General features: G+C 68.6%; 13 protein-coding genes and 1 tRNA gene. 11 read left to right on the top strand and 3 right to left on the bottom strand.

Features of this window, described 5'->3' with window-relative positions; genetic code table 11:
• From ACT6S0_RS14140 to ACT6S0_RS14130, 3 genes are all read left to right on the top strand, one after another.
• A partial coding sequence (locus ACT6S0_RS14140; protein WP_444764468.1) for a M16 family metallopeptidase occupies nt 1–615 on the top strand: 615 nt, incomplete at its 5' end.
• A gap of 47 nt (nt 616–662) precedes the next feature.
• On the top strand, nt 663–1,919 hold the full coding sequence (locus ACT6S0_RS14135) for a glutamate-5-semialdehyde dehydrogenase (RefSeq protein WP_444764467.1): 1,257 nt from the start codon (nt 663–665) through the stop codon (nt 1,917–1,919).
• Between the two features lie 55 nt (nt 1,920–1,974).
• The gene (locus tag ACT6S0_RS14130; RefSeq protein WP_444764466.1) at nt 1,975–2,217 is read left to right on the top strand and encodes a type IV pilus assembly protein FimV; all 243 of its coding nucleotides are present in this window, start codon (nt 1,975–1,977) and stop codon (nt 2,215–2,217) included.
• 284 nt (nt 2,218–2,501) lie between these two features.
• Here the strand turns inward: ACT6S0_RS14130 and ACT6S0_RS14125 are convergent, their stop codons facing one another.
• Nucleotides 2,502–4,088 (bottom strand): DUF4139 domain-containing protein, encoded by a 1,587-nt coding sequence (locus tag ACT6S0_RS14125; protein WP_444764465.1) that lies wholly within the window; start codon nt 4,086–4,088, stop codon nt 2,502–2,504.
• 44 nt (nt 4,089–4,132) lie between these two features.
• Between ACT6S0_RS14125 and queC the strand changes: the two genes are divergently transcribed.
• Nucleotides 4,133–4,837 carry a 7-cyano-7-deazaguanine synthase QueC gene (queC, locus tag ACT6S0_RS14120; protein ID WP_444764464.1) on the top strand — a complete coding sequence of 235 codons (705 nt, stop codon included), beginning with the start codon at nt 4,133–4,135 and terminating at the stop codon, nt 4,835–4,837.
• Nucleotides 4,834–5,379 carry a LemA family protein gene (locus ACT6S0_RS14115; protein WP_444764463.1) on the top strand — a complete coding sequence of 182 codons (546 nt, stop codon included), beginning with the start codon at nt 4,834–4,836 and terminating at the stop codon, nt 5,377–5,379. The genes queC and ACT6S0_RS14115 overlap by 4 nt, the downstream gene beginning before the upstream one ends.
• Before the next feature lie 9 nt (nt 5,380–5,388).
• On the opposite strand, the gene ACT6S0_RS14110 is transcribed toward ACT6S0_RS14115, so the two are convergent.
• Nucleotides 5,389–5,811 (bottom strand): BLUF domain-containing protein, encoded by a 423-nt coding sequence (locus ACT6S0_RS14110; RefSeq protein WP_444764462.1) that lies wholly within the window; start codon nt 5,809–5,811, stop codon nt 5,389–5,391.
• A 5-nt stretch (nt 5,812–5,816) separates the two neighbouring features.
• Nucleotides 5,817–6,509: a GTP cyclohydrolase I gene (gene folE / locus ACT6S0_RS14105; protein WP_444764461.1), complete on the bottom strand. Its 693-nt coding sequence runs from the start codon at nt 6,507–6,509 to the stop codon at nt 5,817–5,819.
• Nucleotides 6,510–6,613: 104 nt separating this feature from the next.
• Between folE and rsmB the strand changes: the two genes are divergently transcribed.
• From rsmB to ACT6S0_RS14075, 6 genes are all read left to right on the top strand, one after another.
• Nucleotides 6,614–7,942 carry a 16S rRNA (cytosine(967)-C(5))-methyltransferase RsmB gene (rsmB, locus tag ACT6S0_RS14100; RefSeq protein ID WP_444764460.1) on the top strand — a complete coding sequence of 443 codons (1,329 nt, stop codon included), beginning with the start codon at nt 6,614–6,616 and terminating at the stop codon, nt 7,940–7,942.
• 1 nt (nt 7,943) lies between these two features.
• Entirely contained in the window at nt 7,944–8,504 is a 561-nt protein-coding gene (locus ACT6S0_RS14095; RefSeq protein WP_444764459.1) for a DUF4390 domain-containing protein, read from the top strand.
• Nucleotides 8,501–10,786, top strand: a complete 2,286-nt coding sequence (locus ACT6S0_RS14090) for an ATP-binding protein (RefSeq protein ID WP_444764458.1) — start codon at nt 8,501–8,503, stop codon at nt 10,784–10,786. The genes ACT6S0_RS14095 and ACT6S0_RS14090 overlap by 4 nt, the downstream gene beginning before the upstream one ends.
• A gap of 6 nt (nt 10,787–10,792) precedes the next feature.
• Nucleotides 10,793–11,500 (top strand): response regulator, encoded by a 708-nt coding sequence (locus tag ACT6S0_RS14085; protein ID WP_444764457.1) that lies wholly within the window; start codon nt 10,793–10,795, stop codon nt 11,498–11,500.
• A 76-nt stretch (nt 11,501–11,576) separates the two neighbouring features.
• Nucleotides 11,577–11,652: transfer RNA gene (locus tag ACT6S0_RS14080), tRNA-Phe, on the top strand.
• Nucleotides 11,653–11,824: 172 nt separating this feature from the next.
• On the top strand, nt 11,825–13,141 hold the full coding sequence (locus tag ACT6S0_RS14075) for a tyrosine-type recombinase/integrase (protein ID WP_444764456.1): 1,317 nt from the start codon (nt 11,825–11,827) through the stop codon (nt 13,139–13,141).
• Nucleotides 13,142–13,415 lie beyond the last annotated feature (274 nt).

Below are 13,415 nucleotides of genomic sequence, written 5' to 3'. Positions count from 1 at the left end.
GACAAGCCCGGTGCGCCGCAGACGGCCCTGGCCGTCGTCGCGCCCGGGCCCTTCGCCGCCGCACCGGACGCGGCGCCCCTGAGCATCATGAACGCGGCCCTCGGCGGCCTGTTCACGTCACGCATCAACCACCAGCTGCGCGAGGTCAAGGGCTACACCTACGGCATCTTCTCGGGCTACGCGATGGGCCGCGAGCGCGGCCAGTTCGGCATCCGCGGCAGCGTGCGCACCGACGTGACGGGCGCGGCGCTGGCCGACATGTGGAAGGAAATCGAGGGCATGCGCGCCCGGCCCATGGGCCCTGCCGAGCTGACGCGCGTGCGCAATGCCCGCCTGCTGTCGCTGCCCGGCGCCTTCGACACCAACCGCGCCGTCGTTGGCGCCTATGCGTCCAACTGGGCGGTGGGTCGGCCCTTGAGCGCGGTGGTGGAGGAACCGCGCAAGCTCGCCGCAGTCACGGCCGCCACGGCCCAGAAAGCCGCGCGTGACCACCTCGACCCGGCGCAGCTGATCGTCGTGGCCGTGGGCGACAAGGCCAAGGTGCTGCCGCAGCTGCAGGCGCTGGGCCGCAAGGCCGAACTGCGCGACGCCGAAGGCGCGGTCGTCGTGAAGTGAAATCCACGGGCGGCGGTGCCGGGGCGGATGACGCGGACAATCCGCGCATGAGCTCCGACCTCGCCGCCTACATGGACGCCCTCGGCCGCGCCGCCCGCGCCGCCGCCACACAGATGGCCGCCGCCCCGACGGCCACGAAGAACAACGCGCTGCTGGCTCTGGCCCGCCGCCTGCGCGAGGCCGGCCCGGCGCTGGCCGACGCCAATGCTCGCGACTTGGGCCGCGCGTCCGAGCTGAGCGACCCGCTGCGTGACCGCCTCAAGCTCGATGCCGGGACGCTGGCCACCGTGGCCGAGGGCTGCGAGCAGATCGCCGCCATGCCCGACCCCATCGGCGAGATCAGCGGCGTCAAGCGCCGCCCCAGCGGCATCAGCGTCGGCCAGATGCGCGTACCGCTGGGGGTGTTCGGCATGATCTACGAGAGCCGCCCCAACGTGACCATCGAGGCCGCGTCGCTGGCCATCAAGAGCGGCAACGCCTGCATCCTGCGTGGCGGCTCTGAGGCCATCCATTCCAACCTGGCGCTGGCCGAGCTGGTCGGTGCATCGCTCGAAGAGGCCGGCCTGCCGCGCGCCGCCGTGCAGCTCGTCAACACCACCGACCGTGCTGCCGTCGGCCTGTTGATCTCGCAGCCGCAATGGGTGGACGTCATCATCCCGCGCGGTGGCAAGGGCCTGATCGAGCGCATCAGCGCCGAGGCCAAGGTGCCCGTCATCAAGCACCTGGACGGCAATTGCCACAGCTATGTCGACGCCGAGGTGGACCTGGACCAGGCCGTGCGCGTGGTGGACAACGCCAAGACGCAAAAGTACAGCCCCTGCAACGCGACGGAATCACTGCTGGTGCACGCCACGCAGGCGCCAGCCTTCCTGCCGCGCATCGCGGCCGTCTTCAAGGCCAAGGGCGTGGAGATGCGCGGCTGCCTGCGCACGCTGGCCCTGGTGCCCGGGGCGGTGCCCGCAACGGAAGCCGACTGGAGCGAGGAGTACCTCGCGCCCGTCATCAGCATCAAGGTGGTCGATTCACTCGATGAAGCGATCGCCCATATCAACCGCTATGGCTCCCACCACACCGACGCCATCCTGACGACCAACCATCCCAACGCCATGCGCTTCCTGCGCGAGGTCGATTCGGCCAGTGTGATGGTCAACGCCAGTACGCGATTTGCAGACGGCTTCGAATACGGCCTGGGCGCCGAGATCGGCATCTCGACCGACAAGTTCCACGCCCGCGGCCCGGTGGGGCTGGAGGGGCTCACTTCGATGAAGTGGGTGGTGCTGGGGCAGGGGGAGGTGAGGAGGTGAAGTTGGCGCAGGGCCCGCGGCACTTCCGTGATGATTTGTGGTTGTGGAGAAATCGATGGCTGAGGTGAAGCTTTGGCTAGTGCTCGGTGTCGCTTTGGCGATAGGCCTTGTTCTGTGGCTGGCCCTGGCGGCGAGCAAATCGGGAGGTGGGCGAACCGCCGACGCTCTCAGGCAAGCTGAGGTGTACCTCGCCTATGGACGAAAGAGGCAGGCTCTGGAAGTACTGGAAGAGGGCTTGAGAAACGACCCTGGTCGGGCTGACATCGCAGAGCGAATCCGCGCCCTCAAGAACAGTTGAACGCGTTGAGCTTGCTCTGCGCTCTGCGCGGCGGTGTCGTGGCTTCGCCGAAACCTTCGGTTTTCTGAGCGACCAGAATGTAGGCAAAGAGTCGCCCCTGTTCCGTCGTTCCTCGCTGCGCTTATCTGCGTGCCATGCCGCTTGCCATTCGCACCGAGCCATTTCTCTTCCTCTTTTGAGCCCGTCGAGCAGCGCAAGGTCTTGAGGCCGCGAGCGAAGCTCGCTTCAAGCACTGACTTCGCGCGGTTGTTTTGGCGGCAGGCAGGTGCCGCCACGACATCGCGCTACCTCAACCCCGTCACCTGCGCTTCCTTCGGCGCGCTGATCACATAGTCCGCCGTGAACCGCTGGCTCTGGCCCGCTGCCAGCGGCTGCTCCCACAGCACCAGCCCCGGCTGCTTGCGCCAGCTTTGGGTGGCGGGTGTCGGCGTGAACTGGGCCTGCACCTTGATGTCCTCGTGCTGGGCCACCGGCGCAGTCTCGACCAGCTGCAGGGTCACGCTGCCTGCTGCATGCCGGTTCTCGACGACCCAGCCCCGCGTGTAGCGGTGCTCGACGCGCGCGCCGATGAAGCCGGTGCTGCCGGCGTTGCGCTGCTCGGGCTCGACCTGCACGCGCAGCGACTCGTCGCGGCCGAAGGGCAGCTCCAGCCTTTCCTCGCCGCCGGCGACGTTCAGCGTGGTGCTGCCCACCAGCGCGCCATCGCGCAACAACTGCAGCGTGCCGCGCGGCCAGGAGCCCGCGGGACGGGCCGCGTCGGCCACCAGATAGGCCGCGGCCTCGGCCTGTGGCTGCACGCGGGCGATGACCTTGGCCTGCCACTTCTCGCCGCCCAGCGTCAGGCTCGCGCGCTGGCTGCCGCTGTCGATGTTGACGCGCAGCGGCAGCACGAACTCGGCGGCGTGGGCGCTCTGGAAGACGCTGAGGTCGAAGCGGTCCACCGGCAGCTCGGCGACGCGCGAGCCGGTCAACGCCACCGGCGCCACCGGCGCCATCGGAGCCGGCGCGGGCGGGGGCGCGGGGCTATAGGCCCGTATCTCCGCCTGCGGCTGCGAACGCAGCACATCGAGCCGCCACGGCGGCGGGTTGTTGACGCCGACCCGCAGCGTGACCTGGGCCGTCGACAGGCGCAGCCTGACCTGCTTCCAGTCCTCACCGCTCTGCTGCGACACCTGGGCCAGGCGCTCCATGCTGAGCGCGCCGCTGGCGCTGTCCAGCAGGGCGCGGTAGCTCGGCGCCCAGCCGGCCTGGGTGATGCGGTAGCTGAGCTTGATCTCGGCCTCCCGCGGCGTCGACAGGCGCAGGCGCAGGCTGCGCCATTGCGGGTTGGCGCCGGCCAGACGCTCGCGCTCGCCCTGCAGCGGCGCGAGCTGTTTGTCCAGCTCCTCCAGCTGGCGCTTGATCTGGGCCTGTCGCTGCAGCGCGTCCAGGGCGCTGCGGCGGATGCTGTCAGCCGCCGCAGGGATGCCGGCGCCCGGCGTGCCGCGCGCCTCGCCCGAGCCCAGGGCCTTGAGATAGCCGAGGCTGGCGTCGAGGGCGCCCGACTCGGCCGTCAGCGCATCGCGCTGCACTTCCAGCTTGCGCAGCTGCTCGTCCAGCGGGCTGGTGGCGCACTCGGGCATGCGCTCGCGTGGCAGGGTCTCGATCTGCACCGGGCCCAGGTTGACGCCGGCCGGCGCGTCGATCTGCAGGGAGTCGGGGTCGAAGCGCGCCGTCAGGCAGTGCAGCACCAGCTCGCGGGCGCCGGCGGCCACCGTGGCCAGGCGCGTCACCTGGGCGCCGCCGGGATAGACGAGAACGTCGTCGATGCGCGAGGAGGCGCTGGCCAGCACGGGCAGCAGGCAGGCGATGAACGGGGCGTAGCGGTGCATGGCGATGGGGAAGATGCAGAGGGCGCAAAGGTAGCATCCCGCCTATGCACGTCACCCGCAAAGCCCTGGTCCTGTTTTCCGGCGGCCAGGACTCCACCACCTGCCTGGCCTGGGCCCTGGACCGCTTCGCTGAGGTCGAGACCCTGGCCTTCGACTATGGCCAGCGCCACCGCATCGAGCTGGACTGCCGCAATACCGTGCGCACCCGGATCGCGGCGCAATTCCCGCAGTGGGCCAGCAAGTTGGGCAGCGACCATCTGCTGGACCTGTCCCTGCTCGGCCAGATCAGCGACACGGCCCTGACAGATGAGCGCGCCATCGAGATGCAGGCCAACGGCCTGCCCAACACCTTCGTGCCCGGGCGCAACCTGCTCTTCCTGACCTTCGCTGCGACGCTGGCCTACCGGCGCGGCGCCAGCGTGCTGGTGGGCGGCATGTGCGAGACCGACTTTTCAGGCTACCCCGACTGCCGCGACAACACCATGAAGGCCCTGCAGGTGGCCCTGAGCCTGGGCCTGGACACCCCGATGACGCTGGAAACGCCGCTGATGTTCATCGACAAGGCCGCCACCTGGCGCCTGGCCGAGCGCCTGGGCGGCGCGGCGCTGGTCAAGCTCATCGTCGAGGACACCCACACCTGCTACCTCGGCGAGCGCGGCGAGCTGCATCCCTGGGGCCATGGCTGCGGCCGCTGCCCGGCCTGCGAGCTGCGGGCGCGCGGCTTTGCGCAGTACCGGGAACAGGCATGACGGCCTGGCAATGGGGCGGCGTCGCCGCCGCGGCGCTGCTGTTCTTCTGGGGCATCGGCGCCTACAACCGGCTGATGTCGCTGCGCAATGCCATCGGCGAAGCATTCGTGCAGCTCGACACCCATCTCAAGGCCCGCAACGAGGTCTGCGGCAAGCTGCTGGCTGCCGTGGCGCCGCGCCTGCCCAGCGAGCAGGCTACCTTCGACGCGTTGGCCAGCGCGCAGGCCGAATCCCAGGCCGCGGCCCAGGCCTCACGCGCCAGGCCCTGGGCGCCCGATCCGGCCGGCACGCTGGCGGTGGCCAGCGCCCTGCACGCCGCAGCGCTGACGCGGCTGCTGTCGCTGCTGGACCATCAGGCCGAGCTGCGCAGCGAGACCGAGATCGACGGCCTGGTCACCGAGCTGAAACTCATCGAGCGCCAGCGCGCCTTCGCCCGTCAGGTCTTCAACCAGGCGGTGGCGCAGTACAACGAGGCGGTGCAGCAGTTCCCGACGCGGGTGCTGGCGAACCTGTACGGCTTCAACGAGGCGCGCTCGCTTTAGCCCGGCCGATCAGCTGGCCGTGATCGCCCCGGCCGCGCACATCTCGCTGAACAGCGCGCTCATCGCCGCGCCGCTGATGGTGTAGGGGTCGAGCTTGCCGGTCTCGGAGTACTTCAACAGCAGCGCCGGGTTGAGGCGGTGCAGGTTGACCTGGCCCATGGTCCAGCCGGCGAAGGCGCGCTCGGCGATTTCCTCGTAGGCCAGCAGGATGACGTCGCGGTGGCGTGGGTCTTCGACGATGCGCTTGTAGCGGGCGTTGACGGCGTTGCGGCCGCCTTCGAGCACCTGCACGAAGACACCCCCGGTGTAGCACAGCAGGCCGGTGATGCCCTCCACCGGGTTGTGCTCGCGTGAGGACTTGAGGATGGCGGCGAGATCGCCGTCGACGGTCGCCGCGGTGGCGCGGCTGGCGTACATCAGACGAACGAGCATGGTGTTCAGCCTTTGGAGATCAGGGACAAGAATTCGCGGCGCAGGTTGGCGTCCTTCAGGAAGGCGCCGCGCATGACGCTGTTGGTCATCTTGGAGTCGCTGTCCTTGACGCCGCGCCAGTGCATGCAGAAATGGTCGGCTTCCATGACCAGCGCGAGGCCGTCGGGCTGCACGCGCTCCTGCAGCTCGTTGGCCAGCATGGTGACGGCCTCTTCCTGGATCTGCGGCCGGCTCATGATCCAGTCGGTCAGCCGCACGTACTTGGACAGGCCGATGAGGTTGGAGTGCTCGTTGGGCAGCAGGCCGATCCAGACCTTGCCCATGATGGGGCAGAGGTGGTGGGAGCAGGCGCTGCGCACGGTGATGGGCCCGACGATCATCAGCTCGTTGAGGCGGCTGAAGTTGGGGAACTCGGTGACCGTCGGCGGCTGGGCGTAGCGACCCGCGAACACCTCGCGCACGAACATCTTGGCCACGCGCTTGGCGGTGTCCTGGGTGTTGTGGTCGCTGTCGGTGTCGATGACCAGGCTCTTGAGGACTTCCTGCATCTTGGCTTGCACCTCGGCCTGCAGCGCATCGAGTTCGCCGGGTTCGATGTAGGCGGCGATGTTGTCGTTGGCATGGTGGCGGCAGCCGGCCGCCACGAGGCGGTAGCGGATGCGCTCGGAGACAGCGGCGTCGGGGGCGGGTGCGTTCATGGGCGCGGATTGTCTGGTCAAAGAGCAACGCCCGTGCCCGCCGCGTTGAAAGACCAAGTGCCAGGCACGGCTGCCGTTGCGGTCGGCCTCTCTACACTGGCGCGATGACTTCGACCCCCCAGTCCGCCCCGCTGCACCGCCTGCTGTCGCAGGCCGCCGACGCGGTGCAGGGCGTGCGCGAGGGGCGCTCGCTGACCGACCTGCTGGCCAAGGTGCCGGCAGACCTGCGCCCCGGCACCCAGGCGCTGGCCTTCACGACGCTGCGCCGCCTGGGCAGTGCCGAGGCCGCCCGCCAGCAGCTCGCGCCCAAGGCCCCGCCGCCGCGGGTGGATGCGCTGCTGCTGACCGCGCTGGCCCTGCTCTGGCCCGACGCCGGGCCCGGCGCATCGCCCATGTATGCCGACCACACCCTGGTCGACCAGGCCGTGCATGCCGCCAAGCTGCGCGCCCCGGCCAGCGCCGCCTTCATCACCGCCGTGCTGCGTCGCTTCCTGCGCGAGCGCCCGGCCATGGTGGCCGCCGCCGAGCGCAGCCCGCTGGGCGCCTACAACCACCCGGCCTGGTGGGTCGAGAAGTTGCGCCAGGACTGGCCGACCCAGTGGCAGGCCATCCTCGCCGCCAGCAACCGCGCGCCACCGATGACGCTGCGGGTGCATGCCCAGCGCGTCTCTGCGGCCGACTACCTCCAGCGCCTGGCCGCCCTCGGGCTTGCCGCGCGCCCCCTTGGCCCCACCACACCCCAGGCCCTGGTCCTCGACAAGCCGGCGCCGGTTTCCGCGCTGCCGGGCTTTGCGGAAGGCCTGGTGTCGGTGCAGGACGCCGCCGCCCAGCTGGCAGCACCGCTGGTCATCGGCACAGGGCTGAAGGCCGGCGCCCGTGTGCTGGACGCCTGCGCCGCGCCCGGCGGCAAGACGGCGCACCTGCTGGAGCTGCAGCCCGACCTGCAGCTCACCGCGCTGGATGCCGATGCGCAGCGCCTGGTCCGCGTGCAGGACACGCTCAACCGCCTCGGCCAGCGGGCCACGCTGCAAGCCGCCGACGCCCGCCAGGGCGCCAGCTGGTGGGACGGCCAGCCCTTCGACGCCATCCTGCTCGACGCGCCCTGCAGCGCCTCGGGCATCGTGCGCCGCCACCCCGACGTGCGCTGGCTGCGCCGGCCCGACGACATCACTGCGCTGGCCCGCATCCAGGCCGAACTGCTGGACGCGCTGTGGCCGCTGCTGGCCCCAGGTGGCCGGCTGGTCTACGCCACCTGCTCGGTCTTCCGTGCCGAAGGCCAAGCCCAGCTCGACGCGTTTTTGCAACGCCAGCCCACGGCGAAAGCCCACGCCGTGGCCGGGTTCACGGGCCACTTGCTGCCCCTGGCCGACAATGCCTCCCAGCTTCAGCCGCCCATGGACGGCTTCTTCTACGCATTGCTGACCAAGCCCTGATTTGTTCGCCCGGATCGCCATCACCGCCTTTTTTGCCGTGCTGCTCGCCCTGCTGCCGGGGCCGGTGCGGGCCGAGGGCATCGAGCTGGCCCAGCTGGCCACCCGACGCGCCGACGATGGGCTGGAGCTGAGTTTCACGACCCGCTTCGAGCTCGGCCGGGCGGCCGAGGACGCGCTGCACAAGGGCGTGCCGCTTTACTTCGTGGCCGAGGCCAGCGTGCTGCGCAACCGCTGGTACTGGCGCGACGCCCGGGTGGCCCGCGCTGAGCGCGTTTGGCGCGTCGAGTGGAAGCCGCTGTTGCGGCAGTACCGCGTCTCGACCGGCGGCTTGCACCAGAGTTTTGCCACGCTGGACGAAGCGCTGACGGTGTTGCGCGGCCAGAGCGCCTGGCGTATCGCCGAGCCCAAGGACATCGAGGACGGCGGCGGCTACTACCTGGAGTTCAGCTACAAGCTCGACGTCACCCAGCTGCCGCGCCCGATGCAAATCGGCCTGCAGTCCGGCTTTGCGCTCAGCGTCGAGCAAAAGCGCAACTTCGCGTCCGACTTCACGCTGAAATGACCCGGGTTTCGCGCTGGGGTTGGGTCATCACCCTGCTGACCCTGACGGGCGTAGCCGGCGTGCTGGCCTTCGTGCTGATCGTCGGCACGACCTCGGAACGAGCCTTCTTCGAACGCCACTACAACTGGCTCTACTGGGTCAACGTCGGCGTGGCCGTGGTGCTGACCCTGGTCATCCTGACGGCGGCGGTGCGGCTGTTGTTGCGCGTGCGGCGTGGCCGCTTCGGCAGCCGGCTGCTGCTCAAGCTGGCGGGCATCTTCGCGCTGGTCGGCGTGGTGCCCGGTCTGATGATCTATGCGGTCTCCTACCAGTTCGTCAACCGCAGCATCGAGACCTGGTTCGACGTTCGACTGGCCAGCGCGCTGGAGGCGGGCCTCAACCTCGGCCGCGGCACGCTGGATGCCATGGTCGCCGACCTCGGCAGCAAGACACGCGACGCTGCGGACCAGCTTGCCGACAACAACACGCCGCAGTTGCTGGCGCTGGAGCGCCTGCGCGACAAGCTCGGTGCCAGCACGGTGGCGCTGGTCGGTGGCCATGGCCAGATCCTGCTCGAAAGCGGCGGCGACACCCGCCACCTGACAGCCGACCGCCCCAGCGGCACCATGTTGCGCCAGGCCCGTGGTGGCGTCGTCAGCCAGCTCGAAGGCCTGGAAGACGAGACCGCGGCACTGCAGGGCGGCGCCCAGATCCGCGCGCTGGCCTTGCTGCCCAGCACCGAGCTGCGCCTGGGGCTGGGCGAGCGCTATCTGATGGTCGTCCAGCGCATCCCGGCCAGCATGCTGACCAATGCCCTGGCCGTGCAGACCGCCAACAGCGAGTACCAGCAGCGCTCGCTGGAACGCGTCGGCCTGCGCCGCATGTACCTGGGCACGCTGACGCTGGTGCTCATCCTGGCCACGTTCGCGGCGCTGCTGCTGGCCGTCACGCTGGGCAACCAGCTGGCGCGGCCGCTGCTGATGCTGGCCGACGGCATGCGGCTGGTCGCGCAGGGCGACCTGTCCGTGCGCCCGGCGCTGGCGTCTCGCGATGAACTCAGCGGCCTGACGCGCTCGTTTGCCGACATGACCGGCCAGCTTGCCGATGCGCGTGCCCAGGTGTCCCGCACCGTCGTCGAGCTGGACGCCGCCCGCACCCACCTGCAGACCATCCTCGACAACCTGACCGCGGGTGTCCTCGTCATTGACGCACGCGGCCACCTCGAGACCGTCAATCCCGGCGCGACGCGCATCCTGCGCCTGCCGCTGTCCGCCTACATCGGCCGGCCGCTCGCCGACGTCGCTCAGCTCGCCGAGTTCTCGGCATCGCTGGACCGGCGCTTCGACCAGCACCTTGGCCCCGACAGCAACGAGCGCGACATGGACCGCGAGCTGTGGCAGGAATCCTTCGAACTCCAGCTCGACCCGAAGCAGGACCCGCTGACGCTGCTGGTGCGCGGCGCACCCCTGCCACAGGGCGCGCGCCTCGTCGTCTTCGACGACATCTCCGAAGTCGTCTCGGCCCAGCGCTCGGCCGCCTGGAGCGAGGTGGCGCGCCGCCTGGCGCACGAGATCAAGAACCCGCTCACGCCCATCCAGCTCTCGGCCGAGCGCATGCAGCACAAGCTCGAAGCCAAGCTCGAAGGCGCCGACCAGGCCATGCTGGTGCGTTCCGTGGCAACAATAGTCAACCAGGTGCAGGCGATGAAGCAGCTGGTCAACGAGTTCCGCGACTACGCCCGCCTGCCATCGGCCCAGTTGCATTCGCTGGACCTCAATGCCCTCATCCACGAAGTGCTCAGCCTCTACGCCGAACCCCAGGACCGTGGCCGCCTGACCACCGACCTCACACCCAACCTGCCACACATCAAGGGCGACGCCAGCCAGCTGCGCCAGGTCATCCACAACCTCGTGCAGAACGCGCTCGACGCCGTGCACGAGCGCCCCGACGGGCGCGTCACCGTGCGCTCCTCGCTGTCCGTGACCGAGGCCGGCAAGCCGCGCTCGGTGCGCCTGCACATCATCGACAACGGCCCCGGTTTTGCCGAGAAAGTGCTCAAGCGCGCCTTCGAACCCTATGTGACGACCAAGGCCAAAGGCACTGGCCTGGGCCTGGCTGTCGTGAAAAAAATTGCCGATGAACACGGCGCCCGCATCGCCTTGCGCAACCTGCATCCCGCGTCCAATGCGGGCTCTGCCGCCGAGCCCGGCCTAGACGCCGCGGTGGTCGGTGCGCAAGTTTCGCTATCATTTTCGAATCTGACACCCGTCACCGAACCCGGTGCGCAAGGTGCCAAGACCTAAGGATTCATGGCCACGATTCTTGTTGTCGACGACGAGCTGGGTATCCGCGCTCTGCTGTCCGAAATCCTCAGCGACGAGGGGCACACCATTGAGCTTGCCGAGAACGCCACCCAGGCGCGGGCGGTGCGCGAGCGCATGCGCCCGGATCTCGTGCTGCTCGACATCTGGATGCCCGATGTCGACGGTGTCACGCTGCTCAAGGAATGGGGCGGCGCCGGCCTGCTGACCATGCCCGTCATCATGATGAGCGGTCACGGCACCATCGACACCGCGGTGGAGGCCACCAAGTTCGGCGCCATCGCCTTCCTCGAAAAGCCCATCACGCTGCAAAAGCTGCTGCGTGCCGTCGAGCAGGCCCTCGTCAAAACAGCGCCGCCGCGCCCCGCCCCGGCAGCTGCCATCGGGATGCCCAGCTACACCCGCACCGAGCCTGGCAGCCTGCTGCCACCAGCGGTTGGCCACGGCATGGTCCTGTCCAACCACATGCCGAGCAGCAATGGGCTCGCGTCCCAACAGAGCTTCGAACTCGACCGGCCGCTGCGCGAGGCACGCGACGCCTTCGAGAAAAGCTACTTCGAGTTCCACCTCGCCAAGGAAAACGGCTCCATGACCCGCGTCGCCGAGAAGACCGGCCTGGAGCGCACCCACCTCTACCGCAAGCTCAAGCAACTCGGCGTGGACCTGAGCCGCAACAAGCGCGGAGCGGGCGGCTGACGTAGCGCAAGCGACTTGGCCTGTGCTACAGTCGCGGACTTCGCTGAGCGGCACTGGCCGTTTCAGACAAAACCAAGGCCTGGTAGCTCAGTTGGTAGAGCAGCGGATTGAAAATCCGCGTGTCGGTGGTTCGATTCCGCCCCAGGCCACCACCGCTTCATCCCAGACGGTCCCAAGTTTGCCAAAAAGCCCTTGCACATCAAGGACTTAGCCTGAAAAGGCGGCTCAAGCGGTACCAGGGGATCCCACTAAGTCTCGTCGTTGCGCGTACCCATCGGTGTACCCCAGACTGCTCTTCAACCGCAGTCACGTTTTGGGTACACCATGGGGCAACTTAACGAGCTTCAGATCAAGGCGGCACAGCCGCGCACCACCGAATACCTGCTCGCCGATGGCGAGGGCCTGTACCTCCGGGTGCGCCCCACCGCGAAGGTCTGGGTCTATCGCTACAAGCGGGACGGCAAGGAAGCCAAGCTGAGCCTTGGGCACTACCCGTCGCTGTCGCTGGCCGCCGCGCGCAAGAAGTCGCGCGCTGAAGCCGAGAAGCTGGCCGGTGGCGTCGACCCCCGGCTGGCGCGCCGCGAAGACCAAGAGCGCGAGCGTGTCGCGCGCCTCAACACCTTCGAGCTGATGGCTCGAGCGTGGCTTGCACAGGCCTGGAAGGACCGCCAGTGGTCAGCCAGCTACGCCGAAAAGGTGATGCGGCATCTGGAGCTGCACATCTTTCCGTGGATCGGTGCGAAGCCGATGGAAGCCATCGCGCCCACCGAGCTGGTCCGCTGCCTCCACCGCATCAAAGATCGTGGTCACCTCGAAACAGCGCAGCGTGTGCGAGAGGCCGTTCAGCACGTCTACCAGCACGCTGTCGACGTGGGCACCCTGCCACCGGCACAAAACTTCGTCAACAACCGCACCGGTGGTCTCCCGTCGCCGCGTACGCGGCACTACGCCGCGATCACTGACCCTGAGAAGCTGGGGCAACTGCTGCGCGACATCGAAGGCTACAAAGGCAACGTCATCACCCGTGCCGCCCTGCGTCTTTCGCCCATGCTGTTTCAGCGACCGGGGCAGCTTCGCTTTGCGCACTGGGAAGACATCGACCTTGAGCAGAAGCTGTGGCGCTGCCCGGCCGAGAACATGAAGATGCGGGAATGGAAGAAGCGGGATCCGAGGACGCCCGCCCACTTCGTTCCCCTGCCGACCCAGGCGGTCGATATCTTGCTAGATCTGCTGCCGCTGACCGGTCCGACCGGCCCGGTCTTCAAAAGCATGGCCAAGCGGTCCGAGGCGACGCGCTACATGAGCGACAACACCATCAACGCGGCGTTGCGCACGATGGGCTACGACACGCGAGAGCAGATTACCGGCCACGGGTTTCGGGCGACCGCGCGCACGCTAATCCGTGAGCTGCTGGGTTGGAACCGGGAGGTCATCGAGCGGCACCTGGCCCACGTCTCCGACGAGGAGTTGGGCGGCAGCTATGACCGAGCAACGCACCTCGATCAGCGTCGTCAGATGGTCCAGATGTGGGCGGACCTGCTGGACGACCTGGCGGTGGGGAAAAAGGTCCGGCCGAAGCAGACATTCACGCAAAGGGACGAGCCGCAGGCCGCGAGCGATTTGCCCTTCGCTCGGGCATAGGACGCGCGGCGCCAAGACGTAGAGAAGCTGGGGCTCAACCGAAAGAAGCTTGGCAGCGCGCCAGCGCACTCGGTTTCCATCAACTCGAACGGACAAGTTACTGCCGTACTTACTCCGCCTGGTGAGCCCTCAAGGTGTGTTGACACGGCGGGGCCGCCGACGGTCAGCCATCTGAAGCATGTTTTTACGTCCTGCTCGCGTTCAGCGCTTCCTCGGCCCTTGCGAGGCGGGCCATCACGACCTCGCACTCCGGCAGCTCAAGGCGACTCAAGAA

It is taken from the genome of Roseateles sp. (assembly GCF_052436255.1).
GTDB lineage: Bacteria > Pseudomonadota > Gammaproteobacteria > Burkholderiales > Burkholderiaceae_C > Pelomonas.
Note: the sequence above shows the minus strand (reverse complement) of the source record. Positions and strands in the feature narration are given on the sequence as shown.

Bases quoted from the DNA above. Each gene is read 5' to 3' on its own strand.
- folE (WP_444764461.1), bottom strand. From the start codon at position 6,509: ATGAACGCACCCGCCCCCGACGCCGCTGTCTCCGAGCGCATCCGCTAC.
- rsmB (WP_444764460.1), top strand. From the start codon at position 6,614: ATGACTTCGACCCCCCAGTCCGCCCCGCTGCACCGCCTGCTGTCGCAG.
- ACT6S0_RS14090 (WP_444764458.1), top strand. From the start codon at position 8,501: ATGACCCGGGTTTCGCGCTGGGGTTGGGTCATCACCCTGCTGACCCTG.
- queC (WP_444764464.1), top strand. From the start codon at position 4,133: ATGCACGTCACCCGCAAAGCCCTGGTCCTGTTTTCCGGCGGCCAGGAC.
- ACT6S0_RS14135 (WP_444764467.1), top strand. From the start codon at position 663: ATGAGCTCCGACCTCGCCGCCTACATGGACGCCCTCGGCCGCGCCGCC.
- ACT6S0_RS14075 (WP_444764456.1), top strand. From the start codon at position 11,825: ATGGGGCAACTTAACGAGCTTCAGATCAAGGCGGCACAGCCGCGCACC.
- ACT6S0_RS14115 (WP_444764463.1), top strand. From the start codon at position 4,834: ATGACGGCCTGGCAATGGGGCGGCGTCGCCGCCGCGGCGCTGCTGTTC.
- ACT6S0_RS14110 (WP_444764462.1), bottom strand. From the start codon at position 5,811: ATGCTCGTTCGTCTGATGTACGCCAGCCGCGCCACCGCGGCGACCGTC.
- ACT6S0_RS14125 (WP_444764465.1), bottom strand. From the start codon at position 4,088: ATGCACCGCTACGCCCCGTTCATCGCCTGCCTGCTGCCCGTGCTGGCC.
- ACT6S0_RS14130 (WP_444764466.1), top strand. From the start codon at position 1,975: ATGGCTGAGGTGAAGCTTTGGCTAGTGCTCGGTGTCGCTTTGGCGATA.
- ACT6S0_RS14085 (WP_444764457.1), top strand. From the start codon at position 10,793: ATGGCCACGATTCTTGTTGTCGACGACGAGCTGGGTATCCGCGCTCTG.